The sequence below is a fragment of the Methylobacillus methanolivorans genome (genome assembly GCF_054588515.1).
Genome location: NZ_BAAILT010000002.1, coordinates 777,962 through 797,300, shown reverse-complemented (window position 1 = coordinate 797,300; position 19,339 = coordinate 777,962). Strand labels below are relative to the sequence as shown.

Genomic DNA, 19,339 nt, shown 5'->3' with positions numbered 1-19,339 from the left:
TGCCTTATACAGATATAAATTCAGCCCCATCATCCCACTCATGCATATTGCGAAGAGCTTGCCTTGTGCCGTGGTCGGAGTGGTATTGATGTTTTGTTCTTACTCCCTGTTGGTGGAGGCTGGATATTTCCTGATCCAGTTTGTTAAGGAAGCATAAATTGAACCATGACAATGACTTGCAATATCGCGAGTCTCAGTATCCCATCCACCCTTTATTCCTCAGTCGCTGGTCGCCAAGATCGTTTACTGGGGAACCCATTGATGACATGACGTTGCAAAGCTTGTTTGAGGCAGCGCGATGGGCTCCCTCTGGCAATAACTCTCAACCGTGGCGTTTTATCTATGCCCATCAAGGCACAGAGGCCTGGCAACGCTTGTTGTTATTGGCGAATGAAGGCAATCAGCGCTGGGCGAAAGAGGCTAGTGTATTGGCCTTGCTGGTCTCCAAAACCAGTCATGTTCGTAAGGGCGATACTGTAGCGACTCCCTTACGCAATCATTCATTCGATACAGGTGCTGCTTGGGCATATCTTGCATTGCAGGCCACCTATACAGGCTTGATTACTCATGCAATTGGCGGGTTTGATCGTGACCGCGCGCGTGAGGAGTTCATCATTCCTGAAGATTTTCATATTGAAATATTGATTGCGATTGGTAAGCAGGGCGAGCCTGGCGCGTTGCCCGAGGATATCCGTTTGCGTGAAACGCCAACGACGAGAAAGCCATTGGGTAGTTTATATACAGAGGGAGCGTTTAAGTTTCCTGATGAATCCAATGCGACATGATGTGCTGCTGTTTGATCTTGATGGCACCTTGAGTGACCCTTTGCCAGGCATTGCAGCATGTATCAATTATGCGTTGAGCTACTTTGGTCACCCTGTATGGGATGAAGGTGTGCTGGCGCGCTTTGTTGGGCCTCCACTGGATCAAACTTTTAAGGAAATGATAGGTGAATGTACCCAGCAAGAGATTTCTGCACTGGTTCTGAAGTATAGAGAGCGATACCAGCAGATAGGTTATGCCGAGAATCGTTTATATGAAGGGGTCGCCGAAAGTTTGCAGCGCCTTGGAGAAGCTGGTGCAGTGATGGCGATCTGTACCTCGAAGCCGGCATATCTCGCCGAGAAAATCCTCCAGCATTTTTCCATCTTCCATCATTTCAGGTTTGTCAGCGGCGGTGATATCGGGATTCAAAAGTGGCAGCAGATCGCCGAATTAACGCAGCAAGAATGTATTAGCAGCCGTAGTGTCATGATCGGCGACAGAGCCGTGGATTTGCGTGCGGCGCATCAATATGGCCTTCAGTCTGGTGCTGTATTGTGGGGGTATGGCGGGATTGAGGAGCTTCAACCAGAATCGCCTGCCTACTACTTTCATCGTGCACAAGATTGGCAACAATTGAGCCAGTGTTGATTTTTTCACCCGTTGTTTCAAAAACAACACATGACGCATTGCATCTGTTTCATATCCAACAGTTATCACATCGATATTTTTTATTAAATATGAGGAGCGCTATAAAAACTGGAGAAGAAATTACTATTTTTTTAATAAAAACAATGGTGTAAAAAATACCATCTTTTATTTATGGTTATTTTATGGCGATGGCATGCTTTCTGCGATATTCCATTACGACAAATGAATGTTGTTAGGAGATGTTGCATGAGTACGCAGTTTTTTTGGTTGGTCCCTACCTCAGGCGATGGGCGATATGCCGACACGCAAAAACACATTCGTGGTGAGCGTAAGGATGGAGAACCTTATTTTCTTCCTGGGGTAACAGACCCTAGGGGCAATCGGTTCAATTATTTTGATCATCTGCACCAGATTGCGAAAGCGGTTGAATTAGCGAGATTTGATGGTTTGCAGGTAAGGAATGATCCTGAAGGGGATGAGTCCTGGATCGTTGCCGGGTACTTGAGCCGTGCTACGCGCCATATTACGGTGCTTGCCGAGTTTGATGCCTCACGCGGGTCTGCTGTGTATGCCGCGAAGAATGCGGTGAGTTATCAACGCTTCACGGGCGGGCGTTTTGCTTGGCAGATCGGGGTGGAGCGTGATGCACAACGCCGCCATCAGCAGGGGGATTTTGTTGATGATGCCGATCTCGATGCGCGTGTCGAGGAGTTTGTGACGGTGGCCAGGAATGTCATTACGCGTACTGGTTACGATTTTGAAGGGCGTTTTTTCCAGGTATTGCAAGGTGGGTTCCAGGGTCCACTTTCGGGGCAAAAGGTACCACCTGTTTATCTCACGGGCAGTAGCCTGGAGGCTTATGGTATTTCTGCGCGCTTGGCAGATGTGCATGTCCTGGACGCGTTGCCTTTGCAGGATATACAGCAAGCGATTGCAGCACTACAAACGTTGGCAAAGCAGGAAGGACGTAGCTTGCAAGTGGGGCTGCGCATTGATGTGTTAGCTCGCGAAACCGAGGAAGAGGCTATTTTTGATGCCACGCGTCATGCGGCGCAGGCCCAATTGTCTGTTTTAAGCCGGGCAGGGTTGTGGGATGGCTTGACCACGGCGCACACCGGTGCCAAGGCGAGTTTGGTGGGTAGTTTCGAGCAGGTACAGGAGCAATTGGCAAGTTATGCCGATGCCGGGGTGACCCAGTTCATCCTGGGGGCCGTGCCCAGCCTGGAAGAAGCCTATCGTGTTGGTGAGAATATCTTGCCTGCCCTGCGTGCAAGACTGGGTTTGCAAGCCCAGCAGGCCGCTTGATTCAAGGAGTAATGAATAATGACAATTGATGTATTCTGGAGAATTCCTACCCACGGTGAGCCAAGCTCTTTACGCAATAAGTTGCGTCATCGTGGCGACTGGTCGCAGCAGGAAGGTGACCATATTGTGCACAAAGGCTTGAGTGGTGGCAATGGCGATGGTTTCACCAATCTTGACTATATTGCGGAAGTGGCGCGTGCCGCAGAGATTTCTGGTTTTCAGGGAGGGTTAATACCTTCTTTTCCGATGACGGATGAGCCTTGGGCCATTTCCTCTTTTCTTGCACGCGAAACTAGCACTTTCCGCTTCATGATTGCTTTCCAGCCTGGTTTTCTTAATCCCGTGGTGGCTGCTCGCATGACGGCCAGTCTGCAACGCGCTACTGGTGGTCGGGCGTTGTATAACGTTATTACCGGGGGCGGTGGCCCTGCTCAGTTATGGTGGGGAGATGTTGCAGGTCATGATGATCGCTATGCCCGTACCACTGAGTTTCTTGATGTGCTGCGTGGGGTATGGAGTGGCGAGCGTTTTTCCTATCAGGGTAAGTTCTACCAGGTTGAGAATGCAGCCTTGCCGGCACAGTTGCTAGGCCAGGAGTTTCCAGAGATTTACTTCTCCGGCTCATCTGATGCTGCGCTGGCATCAGCCTCCAAGCATGCTGAGTATTATCTCTCGTGGCTGGAGCCTTTCGACCAGTTGCGTGAGAAATTTGATCGCGTCAAAGAGCGAACGGAAGCGTTGGGTCGCCAGATCAAATGCGCAGTAAGGGTAGATATTATTGCTCGCCGCACTGAAGAAGAGGCCTGGCGTGAAGTGCAGCGAGGATTCGAGAGTCTGAGTGATGCGGAGCGCGAGCGCTATAAGCGATTTGCGCAGCAGACAGGTGATTCGGTAGGGGCTAGCCGCCAACGCAACAATGCGCCCAAGGAGTTAAATAACTATCGTGACTTTATTATCCATCCTAATGTCTGGTCGGGTTTGAGCTTGCTACGAGGTGGTCAGACTCAAGGCATTGTCGGCAGTTACGAGCAAGTGGCAGAGCGGTTGGATGACCTGGTCAAGCTGGGAGCTGATGCATTTATATTGGCTAGCACGCCTCATTTGGAGGAGGCTTATCGTGTAGGCGAAGAGGTGCTGCCATTGGTGAGGGGGCACGTTGGTGCACCTGCATTGCGCGCAATTGGCTAATTGATTAGAAAGCAACTTTTCTAATCCTAATGAAGTTTCGCGGTGCTTGAATCATCCCCTGGAGGTGGTCTGCATGCTAGAATTCTGCCAAGTCGTTTTATGCGGCTATTTAATTTTAGAAAATAAGGATGTTTAAATGAGCCAAATTATCATCGAGCACAACCCAAGTGAAGAAAAACTGAAGGAACTGGGCGTTGCGAACTGGTCTATCTGGGAAAAGGAAATCTCCAAGTTCCCACTGGATTTCGGTATCAAGGAAACTGCATATGTTCTGGAAGGCGAAATATTGGTTACCCCTAAGGGTGGCGAGCCAGTGCGTATTGTTCCTGGTGACTTGGTTGTGTTCCCTGTTGGCTTGCAAAGCAGCTGGGAAGTAGTAAAGCCACTGCGCAAGCACTACAAGCACGGTTAATCTGTTTACGTGCAATGAAAAAAGCCCCGCCATCATGGCGGGGCTTTTTTTACGCCTTGGCGCCATTAAAGCTGCGTGTGAAGTGATACTTCCAATTGGCTGAGTGTATTTTGGTTTAACCGTTGTCCGGATTGATCTGAGATCAGGAAGGTATCTTCGGCCCGATTGCCTAGCGTATTGATTTTTGCTGTATGCAGGCGGATATGGTGTTGCTGCAATACATGAGCAATGCGGGAAAGGAGCCCAGGCCTGTCATTGGTGGCAATGTCCAGCAGCGTATATTGGCTTTCGGTTTCCTGCTTAATGGTAATTTCAGGCTTGATGGGCATGTGCTTGACTTGGCGACTGATACGGCCTTGCACTGGCGCATCGGGTGGCGCTTGGCTAATCAGTTTTTGTGTCAGCTCATATTCGATAAAACTTAATAAATCACGATAAGTAATTTTTCTATCCGATTGATCAAGAACTAAAAAATTGTCTAATGCGTAGCCATTTTGTGTTGTGTATACCTTGGCCTCAACGATGTTGTAACCCAGGCGCCCAAAAAAGCTGCAGATGCGGACGAAAATGTCGGCTTGGTCAGGCATGTAGATCATGGTCTGGATGCCGTCGCCAGCCGGGCTGAGTCTTGCACGTACAATCGGGGTCTGGGTGTTGATGTGGGTGAGCAGCAGCCTGGTATTCCACGCAATTAGCTGTGCTTCGTGGCGCATGAAGTAAGCAGGCCCCATTTGCTGCCATAAAGGTTGGTAGGCTTGTTCTACCACACCGTAATAGCTGAGGATTTCCTTGGCTTGTTGCTGCCGTGCATTGAGTTCTTCATTCAGGTTGCTGCCACGCAGGATGCGTTGTGTGGCGCGGAACAGGTTTTCAAGCAGGGAGCCTTTCCATGCATTCCATATCTTCGGGCTGGTGCCGCGAATATCGGCTACGGTAAGCAAGTAAAGGGCGATTAAGCGTTGTTCGGTAGAAACATACTGGGCAAATTTTTCGACGACAGCAGGATCTGATAAGTCAGATTTTTGCGCGGTACTGGACATCACCAGATGGGCCTCTACTAGCCATGCGACTAGTTCAGTATCTTCCGCAGGTAACTGGTGCTGTTTGCAGAAACGTCGCGCATCAATCGTGCCCAATGTTGAATGGTCGCCGCCACGCCCCTTGGCGATGTCGTGGAACAATGCGCCCAGATATAACAGATATGGCTTGGGAAACTCCTGAAATAAACGACTGCAGAGCGGGAATTCATGCGCACATTCCGCACGTGCAAAACGCCTTAGATTAGCAAGTACGTTGAGAATGTGTTCATCAACGGTATATACATGAAATAAGTCATGCTGCATCTGGCCCGATACTCGGCCAAAAGCTGGAATATAGCGCCCAAGTATGCCATAGCGATTCATGCGCTTCAGGGTGTGAGTGATGCCTCTGGATTGTTGCAGGATTTGTATGAACAGGGCTTTGTTCTTGGGGTTGCTACGGAATTGTGGCGTAATTTCATGCTTGGTACGATGTAGTGCGCGCAATAGTTCAGCACCCATGCCTTTGAGCTCGGGGTGCTGTTGCAGGACAAGGAAGCTCTCCAGGATGGCGGAAGGTTCATCATAGAGCAGGGTAGGGCTCTTGGTTTCCAGTAGGCCATTAACAGCTTCAAAACGGTTGGTGATGCTGACGACTGTATGCTGTTCAGGATAGATGCGTTCACGCAATACCTGCAGCAGGATTTCGTTGATCAATCCGACGAACTTTGCACTTTGGTAGAAGCGAAACATCAATTGTTCGCTGGCGCGTCTACGCGACGTGGTGGTCAATCCGAGTTGGGCTGCAAGCTCGTTTTGGAAGTCAAACAGTAGTCGGTCTTCTCGGCGATTTGCGAGGTAATGTAGGCGTGTACGCAGCATTTGTAGATTGCGCTCATGACGGCGTAATTGCTGCGCAGCATGCTTGGACAAAATGCGGTTCTTGACCAGTTCTCGCCAGTTGCTGCCAAGATGAAGGGCACGTGCGATCCAGATGATATTCTGCAAGTCGCGCAAGCCCCCAGGGCTTTCCTTGATGTTGGGCTCCAGGTTATATGCAGTATCGTTGAAACGGGCATGGCGCTGGTGCTGCTCTTCTATCTTGGCCTCGAAAAACTTTGCCACATTCATTGAAGAGGCTACCGTTTGGAGGAAATTGGCATAGAGAGCCTGATGCCCATCCAGATAGCGGGCTTCCAGCAGGTTGGTTTGCACTGTCACATCGCTTTGTGCTTCTATCAGGCATTCTTGCAGGGTTCGAACGCTATGGCCGATCGCAAGGCCAGTGTCCCATAACACGCCAATCAATTCTTCGATCTTGCGATTGGTCTCTGGCGATGCCTCGTTTCCTAGCAGGATCAGAATATCAACATCGGAGTAGGGGAATAGTTCACCCCTGCCGTATCCCCCTACGGCAATGAGCGTCGCTTCGTTATCCAGTTCAAAGGTTTGCCACAACGCACGCAGAATGCGGTCGGTCAATGTGGCTTGGGCTTGCAGCAGGTGGCTCACATTGGGTTTTTGCATGAACGCCTGCTGGAGCGCTTTTTGCTCGGTCTGTAGCTCCAGGCGCCAATGGCGTGCCAAATTGTTATCTGCGCGAGTGGCTGGTTGCATATTAGTTATTTGATTAATGCAGGGGCTGGCGGAGTTCCTGCTGAAACTGTAAGCACTTCGTATCCGGTTTCAGTGACTAGGATAGTGTGTTCCCATTGCGCAGACAGGCTGTGGTCCTTGGTGACGATGGTCCATCCATCGCCCAGTTGTTTGATGTCACGCTTGCCTGCATTGATCATTGGCTCAATAGTGAAAATCATGCCAGGTTTTAATAAGGCACCTTTGCCAGGCTGGCCGTAATGCAACACTTGTGGGTCTTCATGAAAGTTTTTGCCAATGCCGTGACCACAGAATTCACGCACTACGCTAAAGCCATTTTTCTCTGCATAAGTTTGAATGGCGTGGCCGATGTCGCCTAGAGTCGCACCTGGTTTGACTTGGTCAATGCCCAGCCACATGCAATCGTAGGTGATTTCAGACAAGCGCTTGGCCTGAATGGAAATGTCGCCCACATGGAACATGCGGCTGGTATCACCGTAGTAACCATCCTTGATCACTGTGATGTCGATATTTAATGTGTCGCCATTCTTGAGCACTTTTGTGCCAGGAATGCCATGGCAGATTTGATGATTGACTGAAGTGCAGATGGATTTAGGATATGGAGTATGCCCATGGGGAGCGTAGTTGAGCGGTGCAGGGATGGTTTTCTGCACATTGACCATATAGTCGTGGCAGAGCTCATCGAGCTTGCCGGTGGTAATGCCGGGTTGAACATGGGGTGTGATAAAATCTAGCACCTCAGCAGCCAATTTGCAGGCTACGCGCATTTTCTCGATATCTTTTTCAGTCTTGATGTTGATTGCCATGGTATTGCAAGGCTTGCGCCCAGGTTTTCCTTGAGTTCGTACAGCTGCTTATGGTAGCATATCGCACCCGTTTGGCAGGAATAATGCTTGTCAGGCGTAATCTGCAGCCAACTCTAGCGTGAGAAGGCTGCCAAATCTGCACATATACCCCGTACAGGGTGTCCGCTGAGAATGCGGATGTTGTTGGGTGTATGGAAGCAATAACCCTTACTGGAGATTAAAATGTCCGTTACCATGCGTCAAATGCTGGAAGCCGGTGTCCACTTCGGTCACCAAACTCGCTACTGGAATCCCAAGATGTCTCAATACATCTTTGGTGACCGCAACAAGATTCATATCGTCAACCTGGAAAAGACCCTGCCGCTGTTTGAAGATGCATTGAAGTATGTGCGTCAACTGGCTGCAAACAAGGGCCGTATCCTGTTCGTTGGCACCAAGCGTCAAGCACGCGACATCATCAAGGAAGAAGCTCAGCGTGCTAACTGCGCCTATGTTAACCATCGCTGGTTGGGCGGTATGCTGACAAACTTCAAGACTGTTAAGCAGTCCATCAAGCGCCTGACAGAATACGAGGCACTCTTGCAAGATGGTGGCATTGAAAAGTTCGGCAAGAAGGAAGCTCTGGGCTACAAGCGCGAAGTTGAGAAGCTTGAGCGCTCCATCGGTGGTATCAAGGAAATGGGTGGCTTGCCAGATGCTATTTTCATCATCGACGTTGGTCATGAAAGTGGTGCGGTAACTGAAGCTGCTAAGCTGGGTATTCCAGTGATCGGTGTTGTTGACACCAATAACTCTCCTGATGGCGTAGCTTACGTTATTCCTGGTAACGATGACTCCAGTCGCGCAATTCGCCTGTATGCACGTGGTATTGCAGATGCGGTATTGGAAGGTCGTAACCAAAGTATCAATGAGATTGTTAAGGCAGCGTCTGAAGAAGAATTTGTCGAGGTTGAGGAAGCCGCGGCAGAGTAAGACCCTGTTCAAAGGGGGCTTTGGCCCCCTTTTTTTGTATCTGAATTTGGCAAATCAAACTTGGCAAACTGCCAACAAAATAATGTTCAAGGAGTAAATAATGGCTGAAATTACCGCAAGCATGGTTAAGGAGTTGCGTGAGCGCACTGATGCGCCCATGATGGATTGCAAAAAAGCGCTGACAGAAGCTGAAGGCGATATGGCGCGTGCAGAAGAAATCCTGCGTGTACGTTTTGGTAACAAGGCAAGCAAGGCTGCTGGTCGTGTTGCTGCTGAAGGTGTTGTCGCTGTTAGCATCAAGGCCGATGGCAAGCTGGGTGCAATCGTTGAAATCAACTCCGAGACCGACTTCTGTGCTAAGAATGCAGATTTCCTGGCGTTCACTGGCCAAGTGGCTGACGTTGCTGCCAGCGAAAAACCAGTTGATGTTGCCGCTTTGTCCGCCTTGAATGTCGAAGGCGGTAGCGTTGAAGATATCCGTACGCAATTGATCGGCAAGATCGGTGAAAATATCACTGTTCGCCGTTTTGTTGTGACAGAAGCGCAAGGCAAGTTGGCGAGCTATATTCACGGTGCCAAGATCGGTGTGCTGGTTGATCTGGTTGGTGGTGATGAGGCGCTTGGTAGGGATATCGCCATGCATATTGCCGCTGCAAAACCAAAGTCACTGGATGCCAGCGGTATTCCTGCTGAACTGATCGACGCTGAGCGTCGTGTTGCTATTGAAAAGGCCAAGGAAGCTGGTAAGCCAGATGCCATGCTGGACAAAATTGCTGAAGGTACCGTGCAAAAGTTCCTCAAGGAAGTAACGTTGCTGAGCCAGCCTTTCGTCAAGGACGACAAGCAAACGATTGAGCAATTGCTCAAGGCCAACAATGCCAGCATCGCTTCTTTCACCATGTATGTTGTTGGTGAAGGCATTGAAAAGGTTGTTACCGATTTTGCTGCTGAAGTTGCTGCTGCAGCAAAGGTGTAAACTAATGGTCGCACCTGCGACCTGCCTGTAGTCAATGAACGTGGGTCATCTTTATGTTGGGATGATTCACGTTTTGCACAATTTGCATAACAATAAGGAGCCCCATGAGCACTCCCGCCTATAAACGCATTTTATTGAAACTTTCTGGTGAAGCCCTGATGGGTGATGATAGCTATGGTATTAACCGAGCGACCATTTCCCGGATTGTTGAAGAGGTCAAGGAAGTAGTTGATCTCGGCGTGGAAGTGGCAGTGGTGATTGGTGGCGGTAATATTTTCCGTGGAGTGGCACCGGCAGCAGAGGGCATGGATAGAGCTACTGCCGATTATATGGGCATGCTGGCAACCGTCATGAATGCACTAGCCTTGCAGGATGCCATGCGGCATGTAGGCTTGGTAAGCCGAGTGCAATCTGCATTGAATATTGAGCAGGTGGCTGAGCCTTACATTCGTGGCAAAGCTATCCGTTATCTTGAAGAAGGCCGTGTGGTCATTTTTGGGGCGGGGACGGGTAATCCATTCTTTACCACCGATACTGCGGCTGCGTTGCGTGGTATGGAAATCAACGCTGATATTGTATTGAAGGCAACCAAGGTGGATGGGGTCTATACGGATGACCCGAAGCGCAATCCGGAGGCGATGCGGTACAAGACGCTGACTTTTGATGAGGCGATCATCAAGAACCTGAAAGTCATGGATGCGACGGCATTGACACTGTGCCGCGATCAAAAGTTACCAATCTCTGTATTCAGCATTTTCCGCCAAGGTGCGCTGAAACGGGTTGTGCTGGGTGAGGATGAAGGCACTCGTGTTCTGCCATAACCACCCCATACACGCTTAGTAGGAGACATCATGATACAAGACGTAAAAAATACTGCAGATCAAAAAATGCAGAAATCCATAGAAGCACTAAAGGCTGACTTGAGCAAGGTGCGTACTGGTCGTGCGCACACCGGTTTGCTTGATCATGTCATGGTTGAATATTATGGCTCCATGGTAGCCATCAACCAGGTGGCTAATGTGAGCTTGGGTGATGCACGCACCCTCAATGTGCAGGCCTATGAGAAAACCATGACAGCCAAAGTGGAAAAAGCGATTCGGGACTCTGATCTTGGCTTGAACCCTGCGACCAATGGCGAAACCATCCGTGTTCCAATGCCAATGTTGACTGAAGAGCGTAGACGTGACCTGATCAAGGTCGTGCGTGGTGAGTCGGAAAATGCAAAAGTGGCAGTACGTAATGTGCGCCGCGATGCCAATGATGCCTTGAAAAAGCTGGTGAAAGACAAGGAAATCAGTGAGGATGATGAGCGCCGTGCACAAGATGAAGTGCAGAAGCTGACAGACAAGTTTGTTGCTGAAATTGACAAGCTGTTGCAAACCAAAGAAGCCGAGCTGATGGCTGTTTAATTACGGCGCTGATTTTGTTTTTCTTGATTTGCAGTTTTAATTGATTCTACCCTGCGGAGCATTGAGTGGCACTTTTTTCCAGCTCCACCCAAACTATCCCGGTAACGGGTGAGGTTCCCCAGCACATTGCCATGATTATGGATGGTAATGGTCGTTGGGCTAAAAAGCGATTTCTGCCTCGTGTTGCGGGACACAAGCGTGGTGTCGAGGTTGTGCGCGAGGTCGTGCGTTTGTGCGCCAATCATGGTGTGAAATATCTCACCCTATTTGCCTTTAGTAGTGAAAACTGGCGTCGTCCCGCAGATGAGGTCAGTTTTCTGATGGGCTTGTTCATGGAAGCATTGCAGCAAGAGGTTGGGAAGCTTGCTGAAAACAATATCTGCTTGCGCATGATCGGGGATTGCTCTCGTTTTGATCCTGCGCTGGTTGCCAAGATTGCAGAGGCTGAGGCACAAACAGCTAATAAGGATGGCCTGACCCTTACCATTGCCGTCAATTATGGTGGTCGCTGGGACATTATGCAGGCGATGAAGCGCCTGTTGGCAGAGAAGCCGGAGTTAGCCGAGAGTTTTACTGAGGCTGATCTGGCGACTTACCTCAGTATGCACTATGCTCCAGAGCCGGATTTATTCATTCGTACTGGTGGTGAGCAGCGGGTGAGCAATTTCCTGCTGTGGCAGCTTGCTTATAGCGAGTTGTATTTCACCGAGACCTTATGGCCTGATTTTGACGAGGTTGAATTCAAACGCGCTATTACTTCTTATCAGCAGCGTGAGCGCCGATTTGGGCGTACCAGCGAGCAGTTGGTTGCAGATTAATATGCTAAAGACACGTTTATTAACCGCTGCGGCCCTGATTCCTGCTTTTCTGGCCGTCCTGTTTCTCCTGCCTGAGCCTTACTGGTCTTTACTCATGCTGGTTGGTGTCTTGATCGGCTTGAGCGAGTGGGCTCACATGGCTGGCTTCAAGCCTGCAGTACGCTACCTTTATATCGCGGCATCTGCTGTGGCTGGCGTGTTCTTCACTTTCTGGCAAGGGCCGGAAAATGCGTTTATGCAAGAGTATGCCTTGTACTGGGGGTTGCCGCTGGCGGCTGCTTTCTGGCTTTTTTTGGCACCCTTATGGCTATGGAGTCGAGCACGCATCCAGAATGTCTATCTTATAATGCTTGCGGGATGGTGGATTGTGCTGCCCTTGTGGCTCGCCTTAATCAGCTTGCGAGCCATTAGTCCTTGGTTACTATTGGCGATTATGCTTGTGGTCTGGATTGCTGATAGTGCGGCTTATTTTGCTGGCAAGCGTTTTGGCAAGCGTAAACTTGCAGTCAATATTAGTCCTGGAAAAACCTGGGAAGGTGTATTGGGAGCGTTGGTGGTAGTGAGCTTGTATGGCTTGGCCCTCTGTTTCGCTTTTCAGCTCAATCTATTGCTGATCGTAGGTTTCTGGATATTGACGGTCTTCAGCATTATGGGAGATTTGCTTGAATCCCTGATCAAACGCCAGGCTGGTTTTAAAGATAGTGGTAGTCTGTTACCGGGCCATGGCGGTATTCTTGATCGTGTGGATGGCTTGACCTCCAGTCTGCCTATTGCTGCATTTTTTCTGCATTTCCCTCTTTATTATCAGGCGTGGATGCATTCCGCGTAATCATGCCCATGCTACAAAATGTCACCATCCTGGGGGCAACTGGCACGATCGGCCTCAATACTTTGGACGTCATTGCAAGGCATCCTGAGCGCTATCGTGTCTTTGCACTGACTGCTCACTCTCGTGTTGATGAACTGGCTGAGCTTTGCCTACGCTATCGTCCTCGCTATGCGGTGATGCTTGATGAGCATGCAGCACAGAAGCTTCAGCATCAATTGCAAGGAACCGATACGCAGGTGCTTGCGGGTGTGGAGGCTTTAGAAGATGTAGCGGCTCACCCTGAGGTGCATGTGGTCATGGCGGCAATTGTAGGGGCGGCAGGATTAAGGCCGTCAATAGCCGCAGCACATGCTGGCAAGCGGATTTTGCTCGCCAACAAAGAGACGCTGGTGATGGCGGGCAAGCTATTTATGCAGGCTGTGGAGGAGGGTGGTGCCACCCTCCTGCCGATCGATAGTGAACATAACGCTATCTTTCAAGTGATGCCACCAACTCGCTTGGCTGCCCTTGAAGATGGCGGCGTAAAGCGCATTCTGTTAACGGCTTCTGGTGGGCCTTTTCGCAAAGCTAGCGCTGCAGAGTTGATTGCCGTTACGCCAGCGCAGGCGCTAAATCATCCCAATTGGGTCATGGGTCCCAAAATCACGATTGACTCTGCCACCCTCATGAACAAGGGGTTGGAGGTGATTGAAGCGCATTGGTTGTTCAATGCTCCTGCCGACAAAATTGAGGTGGTTGTGCATCCGCAAAGCGTTATTCACTCCATGGTGGAATATGTGGATGGTTCCGTACTGGCGCAGATGGGCAACCCTGATATGCGTACCCCGATTGCATTTGGCCTAGGGTACCCAGAACGGTTGGATGCCGGGGTCAAGGCTTTGGATTTGTTCCAGGTTGGGCGGCTGGATTTCGAGGCACCAGATATGGCGCGTTTTCCATGTTTACGGCTGGCTTTCGAAGCATTAAGTCAGGGGGGTACAGCTCCTGCTATTCTCAATGCAGCGAACGAAGTGGCTGTTGAGGCTTTTCTCAATGAACAGATTGGTTTTCAGGATATTCCTCGTTTGATTGAGTCAGTATTGGTGCGCATGGATGTTGAGGCGGTGACATCTATTCCGCAATTAATCGAGGTAGATACCGTGGCGAGAGCATATGCCATGGAGTGGAGGCAGTTGGAAGCATGCTGACCTTACTCGCCTTTCTTGTCACGCTTGGTATTCTGATAGCCGTTCATGAGTACGGACATTTTCAGGTGGCGCGTTGGTGCAATGTCAAAGTGCTGCGTTTCTCGCTTGGATTTGGCAAGCCAATATTCAGGCGGCATTTCGGCGCGGACAATACCGAATTCGTCATTTCTGCCTTACCACTGGGTGGATACGTCAAGATGCTGGATGAGCGGGAATTAACATCCCCTAGCAATGTCGCAGAGGCTGACTTGGCTAGGGCCTTTAATCGACAATCTGTCTGGAAAAGAATAGCCATTGTTTCTGCCGGGCCAGCAGCCAATTTGTTACTGGCAATTTTCTTGTATTGGGTATTATTCATGCAGGGAGTACCTGGTATGAAGCCCATCATTGGCAATGTTCCAGTGCAGACAGCTGCTGCCCAGGCAGGGTTGCAAGAAAATGACTTAATCACGGCAGTGGCGGGGCAGCCAGTCTCCAGCTGGACGGATGTGCGCTGGATATTATTGCAAGAGGCAATCAAGTCTCCTTTGGTGGTCGTCAAGGTGAGAGATGAAGCACTGCATGAGCATGATGCGGAGTTGAGGCTGGATAGTATTGAGAAGGAAGACTTCGAGTCTGATTTTCTTGGGAAGCTTGGTTTGAGCCCTTATCGACCTCCTATGCCTGCTCGTCTGGGGGAGATTGTGCCTGATGGTATGGCAGACAAGGCTGGTTTGCAAACGGGCGATGTGGTACTGGCGGTTAATGACAAGCCTATTACTGAATGGGAACAGTTTGTGACCTTGGTGCGTGAGCGGCCTGAGCAGCCGTTGATGCTAAGGCTGAAAAGGGACGAGCAAGAATTGGATGCTGTGGTTATCCCGCAAGCTATTGACGAAAATGGCACAAAGATAGGCCGGATAGGCGCCGCTTTTCAGGTGGATGAGGCCTTGATGGAAAAGTTGAGTATCACGGTCAGTTATGGGCCTTTGCAATCTTTTACCCGTGCCGTGGATAAGACCTGGGAAACCTCTGTGTTCAGTATCAAAATGCTGGCGCGTATGGTGACAGGAGAGGCATCGTGGAAGGGCGTGAGCGGCCCAGTAACGATTGCGAGCTATGCGGGGCAGAGTGCCCACATCGGTTGGAAGTCATTCATTGGCTTCCTGGCCTTGATCAGCATTAGTCTTGGTGTGCTCAATCTCTTGCCTGTGCCAGTGTTGGATGGGGGGCATTTGTTGTATTATATGATAGAGATTCTCAAGGGCAGCCCCGTCTCTGAAGCCACTATGGAAGTGGGCCAGCGTATAGGCTTGGCAATATTGGCTTTATTGATGGCGGTTGCTTTTTACAATGACATAACCAGGTTTATAACAGGTTGATCTTAATGAAGTTTGGCATGAAGCTTAAGCATATCCCACTACTTGTCCTGGCTCTATATTCCACTGCGGCACTAGCCCAGGATCCTTTTGTGGTAAAGGATATCCGCGTAGAAGGCCTGCAACGTACTGAAGCTGGCACGGTATTCAACTATTTGCCTGTCCGTGTCGGCGATACCATGACCGAGGAAAAGGCCACTCAGGCTATCAAGTCCCTTTACGGCACGGGTTTTTTCAAGGATGTTCGCATTGAATCCGACAATGGCATTGTCGTGGTGATGGTGCAAGAGCGCTCAGCCATTGCCCAACTGGTATTCAATGGCAACAAGTCCTTTCCCACGGATAAAATGAAGGAAGGCCTAAAGCAAATTGGTTTGGCGGAAGGGTTGATTTTTGACCAATCCATGCTGGATCGTGCCGAGCAGGAAATTAAGCGCCAATATTTATCTCAGGGTAAGTATGGTGCTTCGGTCAAGACATCAGTGACGCCACTGGAGCGTAACCGCGTTGCTGTAAGGTTTGATATTGAAGAAGGTGCAGTCTCCAAAATTCGCAATATCAACATTGTCGGCAACAAGGAATTCACGAAGGATGAATTGCTGGAAAAGCTGACGCTGACAACGCCTAACTGGCTGACCTGGTGGAATAAAAATGATCAATATTCTCGCCAGAAACTGACAGCCGACTTGGAGGCATTGCGTTCTTTCTACATGAATCAGGGCTATCTTGAGTTCAATATTGATTCCACTCAAGTCTCTATTACCCCTGATAAGCGTGATATTTATATCACCATCAATGTTACCGAAGGCGAAAAGTACACCGTAACGGACGTCAAGCTGGCCGGTGAAATGTTGATCCCTGAAGCAGAGGCGCGTAACCTGATTTCTGTGTCATCTGGTGAAGTGTTCAATCGCCAACGTGTGACTGAATCTAGCAAAGCCATCAATGATCGCCTGGGTAATGATGGTTACGCATTCTCCAATGTTAACGCCATTCCTGAGGTGAATAAGGAAAAGCATACTGTTGCCTTTACTTTCTTTATTGATCCAGGTCGTCGAGTTTATGTTCGCCGTATCAACCTAACTGGCAATACGCGGACACGTGACGAGGTGTTGCGTCGCGAAATGCGACAGCTTGAGTCTGCATGGTATGGTGCGGACAAGATCGAGCGTTCCAAGCAGCGTCTTGAGCGTTTACAGTATTTCTCCGATGTCAACGTCGAAACACCAGCAGTGCCTGGTACCAATGATCAGGTTGATCTCAATATCAACGTGACGGAGCGCTCAACAGGTAGCGTGATGTTTGGTGCTGGTCTCTCCAGCTTTGAAGGTGTTGTGCTGGGCGTCACCATCAACCAGAATAACTTCCTTGGCACTGGTAACCGAGTGGCTGCGCAGGTAAATACTGGCCGCATCAATACGGTTTACTCGCTGACCTATACTGACCCTTACTTCACACCTGATGGTATCAGCCGTGGTTTCAATGTTTATCATCGCAAAGTCGACACGACCTACCTGCGTACAGGTGATTACAAAACTGCATCTTATGGTGCAGGTGTAAACTTCGGTATGCCATTGAATGAGCGTGATTTTATTAGTGCAGGTCTGACGTTCGATTACACGGATGTTGAGTTGAGCAGTAACAGTCCTCCGCAGTTCAGGCGCTATTGCAGCAGTTCTGAAGACGCGAATAGTTGCAGTAATAGTTCTTGGTTTACTAACCTGGCTTGGACGCACGATACGCGGGATAACATCATGTTCCCAAGCAAGGGTGTGCTACAGCGTATCAGCTCCGAGATTGCTTTGCCTGGCCTAGATTTGCAGTACTACAAGCTTGAATACAAGCATGCTTGGTACAAGGATATCAGCAAGAGCGTGACCTTAATGCTCAATGGCGAGATCGGCTATGGTAATACTTATGGCAACAAGGATTTCCCGTTCTTCAAGAATTTCTATGCCGGTGGTGTGAACTCGGTGCGTGGTTATGAGCAAAGCTCGATTGGCCCTCGTATCTATGACACAACAGGTTTAGGCTATCGTGATTTTGCCGCCGGTGGTACCAAGCGATTACTTGCGAATGCAGAGTTGTACTTCCCAATTCCTGGTATGAAGGATAACAATGCCTTGCGCTTGAGCACATTTGTCGATGCGGGTTCTATTGCGGGTGACGGTATTAATGAGGCCGGCTTAAATTACTCTACCAGCCTCAGTGATATTCGTTACTCTACAGGTGTTGGGGTAAGCTGGCTGTCACCATTTGGTCCAATCAAGTTAGTGCTGGCCAAGCCACTGAATAAACAGGATGGTGATCGTACACAAATGTTGCAATTCCAGATGGGGCAACAGTTCTAAGCTCGTCTAAATATGATTTGGTTAAATTTGAATTATTGAAGCAAAAGCTTGTATATCAGGAGAAAGTCAATTGAATAAGTTGTTGAAAAGTCTGTTGGTCGCTAGTGCTTTATCTTTTGCTGCCAGTACTCAGGCCGCCGAGTTGAAAATTGGCTATGTGCAGGTTGACAAGATCCTGCAGGAAGCGCCACAAACAGCGGAAAGCGGCAAGAAGCTGGAAAAGGAATTTGGTCCGCGTACGACTGAGTTGGATCGCTTGCAAAAGCAGATTCGTGATCTGGAGACTGCGCTGGAAAAAGATAGCTTGACCATGTCTGAGGCTGATCGCCGCAACAAAGAGCGAGATGCTTCCAACCTTAAGATCGAGTTTCAACGCAAACAACGTGAATTGCGCGAAGATGTGAACCTGCGTAAGAACGAAGAATTGGGCGTGTTGCAGGATCGTATTAACAAGGCAGTGACATCTGTGTCTGAAGCTGAGGGCTACGATCTGGTGGTATACGGTGGTGTCGCGTATGCCAACAAAAAGATTGATATTACCGACAAGGTATTGAAATCATTGGGCAAGAAGTAAGCTCAGTTCGTCGCTATTTTATTCAATGAGTACGTCGTATTCCCTGCGGGAGATTGTATCTAGGCTGGGAGGGGATGTGTTGGGGATGGATGATGTCCATATCTCTCGCGTTGCCTCCCTTGCCAATGCTCAGGCAGGGCAGATTAGTTTCCTGACCGACTCTAAGTATCGCTCCATGCTGGCTACAACTAAGGCAAGTGCAGTGATATTGACCCCAGAGAACCGTGATATCACCTCCTTGCCGAGAATTGTCACGGATAATCCTTACGCCTATTTTGCCAAGGTATCAGACCTGCTAAACCCCCAGCCTCAATACGAGGCAGGCGTTAACCAGGGCGCTAGCATTGCACCAAGTGCGACAGTGCCTGCGAGTTGTACTATCATGGCCCACGCAGTCATTGGTGCGAATGTGGTGCTAGGTGAGCGTGTTGTAGTGCATCCAGGCTGTGTGATTGGTGAGGGGGTAGAGGTCGGTGCAGATTCGGTATTGCATGCCAACGTCACGCTATACCATCACTGCGTGATTGGTGAGCGCTGTAGCATATTCTCAGGCAGTGTGATTGGTGGGGATGGCTTCGGTTATGCCCCGGACAATGGGCGTTGGGTGAAGATTCCCCAGGTCGGGCGTGTCGTGATTGAGAATGACGTGGATATTGGTGCCAATACCACGATTGATCGCGGCGCGATCGACGACACCATTATCCACGAGGGTTGCAAGATTGATAACCTAGTACAGATCGGACACAACTGCCGCATCGGCGCTCATTCTGTGATCGCTGGATGTGTGGGCATTGCTGGAAGTGCTGTGCTGGGCAAACATTGCCGTATTGGTGGCGCAGCCATGATCCTGGGGCACCTTGAAATCGCTGATGGCGTGACCGTGTCGCCAGGTAGTATGATTACACGTTCGTTAACCAAAACGGACACCTACACGGCATTAATGCCGTTCCAGAGTCATGATGAGTGGCTCAGGACTGCTGCGGGTATCAGGAGACTGGGAGAGCTTGCAGAGCGGGTCAAGCAATTGGAAAAGCAATTGTCATCCCTGCAAGCACCTGACGCCCAGCACGATAAATAATATTTGATGTTGAGAAACGAGAAAAGC

Annotated in this window: 18 protein-coding genes; 16 read left to right on the top strand and 2 right to left on the bottom strand. The window is 49.7% G+C overall.

Going from position 1 to position 19,339, the window contains the following annotated elements:
• Window positions 1-158: 158 nt before the first annotated feature.
• From LG202_RS04995 to LG202_RS04975, 5 genes are all read left to right on the top strand, one after another.
• Window positions 159-785 carry a nitroreductase family protein gene (locus LG202_RS04995; RefSeq protein WP_230347302.1) on the top strand — a complete coding sequence of 209 codons (627 nt, stop codon included), beginning with the start codon at window positions 159-161 and terminating at the stop codon, window positions 783-785.
• On the top strand, window positions 766-1,413 hold the full coding sequence (locus LG202_RS04990) for an HAD hydrolase-like protein (RefSeq protein ID WP_230347301.1): 648 nt from the start codon (window positions 766-768) through the stop codon (window positions 1,411-1,413). The genes LG202_RS04995 and LG202_RS04990 overlap by 20 nt, the downstream gene beginning before the upstream one ends.
• 246 nt (window positions 1,414-1,659) lie before the next feature.
• Complete coding sequence (locus LG202_RS04985; protein ID WP_230347300.1) at window positions 1,660-2,718, top strand: LLM class flavin-dependent oxidoreductase; 1,059 nt, start codon at window positions 1,660-1,662, stop codon at window positions 2,716-2,718.
• 18 nt (window positions 2,719-2,736) lie between these two features.
• Window positions 2,737-3,906: an LLM class flavin-dependent oxidoreductase gene (locus LG202_RS04980; RefSeq protein ID WP_230347299.1), complete on the top strand. Its 1,170-nt coding sequence runs from the start codon at window positions 2,737-2,739 to the stop codon at window positions 3,904-3,906.
• 136 nt (window positions 3,907-4,042) lie between these two features.
• Window positions 4,043-4,318: a cupin domain-containing protein gene (locus LG202_RS04975; protein WP_230347298.1), complete on the top strand. Its 276-nt coding sequence runs from the start codon at window positions 4,043-4,045 to the stop codon at window positions 4,316-4,318.
• Window positions 4,319-4,383: 65 nt separating this feature from the next.
• On the opposite strand, the gene LG202_RS04970 is transcribed toward LG202_RS04975, so the two are convergent.
• Both LG202_RS04970 and map read right to left on the bottom strand, forming a co-directional pair.
• Window positions 4,384-6,954, bottom strand: a complete 2,571-nt coding sequence (locus LG202_RS04970) for a [protein-PII] uridylyltransferase (protein ID WP_230347297.1) — start codon at window positions 6,952-6,954, stop codon at window positions 4,384-4,386.
• Window positions 6,955-6,959: 5 nt separating this feature from the next.
• A complete protein-coding gene (gene map, locus LG202_RS04965) occupies window positions 6,960-7,760 on the bottom strand; it encodes a type I methionyl aminopeptidase (RefSeq protein WP_230347296.1) in 801 nt (266 codons plus the stop codon).
• Between the two features lie 222 nt (window positions 7,761-7,982).
• Here map and rpsB point away from each other — a divergent pair, with 222 nt between their 5' ends.
• From rpsB to lpxD, 11 genes are all read left to right on the top strand, one after another.
• Window positions 7,983-8,732 (top strand): 30S ribosomal protein S2, encoded by a 750-nt coding sequence (gene rpsB, locus LG202_RS04960; RefSeq protein ID WP_230347295.1) that lies wholly within the window; start codon window positions 7,983-7,985, stop codon window positions 8,730-8,732.
• A gap of 100 nt (window positions 8,733-8,832) precedes the next feature.
• A complete protein-coding gene (gene tsf / locus LG202_RS04955) occupies window positions 8,833-9,708 on the top strand; it encodes a translation elongation factor Ts (protein WP_230347294.1) in 876 nt (291 codons plus the stop codon).
• A 104-nt stretch (window positions 9,709-9,812) separates the two neighbouring features.
• Window positions 9,813-10,529 (top strand): UMP kinase, encoded by a 717-nt coding sequence (gene pyrH / locus LG202_RS04950; protein WP_230347293.1) that lies wholly within the window; start codon window positions 9,813-9,815, stop codon window positions 10,527-10,529.
• A gap of 30 nt (window positions 10,530-10,559) precedes the next feature.
• Window positions 10,560-11,117, top strand: a complete 558-nt coding sequence (gene frr / locus LG202_RS04945) for a ribosome recycling factor (RefSeq protein WP_230347292.1) — start codon at window positions 10,560-10,562, stop codon at window positions 11,115-11,117.
• A gap of 65 nt (window positions 11,118-11,182) precedes the next feature.
• Window positions 11,183-11,935 carry an isoprenyl transferase gene (locus LG202_RS04940; RefSeq protein WP_230347291.1) on the top strand — a complete coding sequence of 251 codons (753 nt, stop codon included), beginning with the start codon at window positions 11,183-11,185 and terminating at the stop codon, window positions 11,933-11,935.
• 1 nt (window position 11,936) lies between these two features.
• Window positions 11,937-12,764 (top strand): phosphatidate cytidylyltransferase, encoded by an 828-nt coding sequence (locus LG202_RS04935; protein ID WP_230347290.1) that lies wholly within the window; start codon window positions 11,937-11,939, stop codon window positions 12,762-12,764.
• Between the two features lie 2 nt (window positions 12,765-12,766).
• Window positions 12,767-13,951 carry a 1-deoxy-D-xylulose-5-phosphate reductoisomerase gene (ispC, locus tag LG202_RS04930; RefSeq protein WP_230347289.1) on the top strand — a complete coding sequence of 395 codons (1,185 nt, stop codon included), beginning with the start codon at window positions 12,767-12,769 and terminating at the stop codon, window positions 13,949-13,951.
• Window positions 13,945-15,312: an RIP metalloprotease RseP gene (gene rseP / locus LG202_RS04925; RefSeq protein ID WP_230347288.1), complete on the top strand. Its 1,368-nt coding sequence runs from the start codon at window positions 13,945-13,947 to the stop codon at window positions 15,310-15,312. Before ispC ends, rseP begins: the two co-directional genes overlap by 7 nt.
• Before the next feature lie 17 nt (window positions 15,313-15,329).
• Window positions 15,330-17,660, top strand: a complete 2,331-nt coding sequence (gene bamA, locus LG202_RS04920) for an outer membrane protein assembly factor BamA (protein WP_459724493.1) — start codon at window positions 15,330-15,332, stop codon at window positions 17,658-17,660.
• A gap of 70 nt (window positions 17,661-17,730) precedes the next feature.
• The gene (locus LG202_RS04915; protein WP_230347286.1) at window positions 17,731-18,234 is read left to right on the top strand and encodes an OmpH/Skp family outer membrane protein; all 504 of its coding nucleotides are present in this window, start codon (window positions 17,731-17,733) and stop codon (window positions 18,232-18,234) included.
• Window positions 18,235-18,259: 25 nt separating this feature from the next.
• Window positions 18,260-19,312, top strand: coding sequence for a UDP-3-O-(3-hydroxymyristoyl)glucosamine N-acyltransferase (gene lpxD, locus LG202_RS04910; RefSeq protein WP_230347285.1), 1,053 nt, complete (start codon window positions 18,260-18,262; stop codon window positions 19,310-19,312).
• Window positions 19,313-19,339: the final 27 nt, after the last annotated feature.

What these genes read in the sequence shown, in the direction of transcription:
- LG202_RS04990 (WP_230347301.1), top strand. Translation starts at nt 766, where the DNA reads ATGAATCCAATGCGACATGATGTGCTGCTGTTTGATCTTGATGGCACC.
- LG202_RS04985 (WP_230347300.1), top strand. Translation starts at nt 1,660, where the DNA reads ATGAGTACGCAGTTTTTTTGGTTGGTCCCTACCTCAGGCGATGGGCGA.
- LG202_RS04980 (WP_230347299.1), top strand. Translation starts at nt 2,737, where the DNA reads ATGACAATTGATGTATTCTGGAGAATTCCTACCCACGGTGAGCCAAGC.
- LG202_RS04975 (WP_230347298.1), top strand. Translation starts at nt 4,043, where the DNA reads ATGAGCCAAATTATCATCGAGCACAACCCAAGTGAAGAAAAACTGAAG.
- LG202_RS04970 (WP_230347297.1), bottom strand. Translation starts at nt 6,954, where the DNA reads ATGCAACCAGCCACTCGCGCAGATAACAATTTGGCACGCCATTGGCGC.
- map (WP_230347296.1), bottom strand. Translation starts at nt 7,760, where the DNA reads ATGGCAATCAACATCAAGACTGAAAAAGATATCGAGAAAATGCGCGTA.
- rpsB (WP_230347295.1), top strand. Translation starts at nt 7,983, where the DNA reads ATGTCCGTTACCATGCGTCAAATGCTGGAAGCCGGTGTCCACTTCGGT.
- tsf (WP_230347294.1), top strand. Translation starts at nt 8,833, where the DNA reads ATGGCTGAAATTACCGCAAGCATGGTTAAGGAGTTGCGTGAGCGCACT.
- pyrH (WP_230347293.1), top strand. Translation starts at nt 9,813, where the DNA reads ATGAGCACTCCCGCCTATAAACGCATTTTATTGAAACTTTCTGGTGAA.
- frr (WP_230347292.1), top strand. Translation starts at nt 10,560, where the DNA reads ATGATACAAGACGTAAAAAATACTGCAGATCAAAAAATGCAGAAATCC.
- LG202_RS04935 (WP_230347290.1), top strand. Translation starts at nt 11,937, where the DNA reads ATGCTAAAGACACGTTTATTAACCGCTGCGGCCCTGATTCCTGCTTTT.
- ispC (WP_230347289.1), top strand. Translation starts at nt 12,767, where the DNA reads ATGCCCATGCTACAAAATGTCACCATCCTGGGGGCAACTGGCACGATC.
- rseP (WP_230347288.1), top strand. Translation starts at nt 13,945, where the DNA reads ATGCTGACCTTACTCGCCTTTCTTGTCACGCTTGGTATTCTGATAGCC.
- bamA (WP_459724493.1), top strand. Translation starts at nt 15,330, where the DNA reads ATGAAGCTTAAGCATATCCCACTACTTGTCCTGGCTCTATATTCCACT.
- lpxD (WP_230347285.1), top strand. Translation starts at nt 18,260, where the DNA reads ATGAGTACGTCGTATTCCCTGCGGGAGATTGTATCTAGGCTGGGAGGG.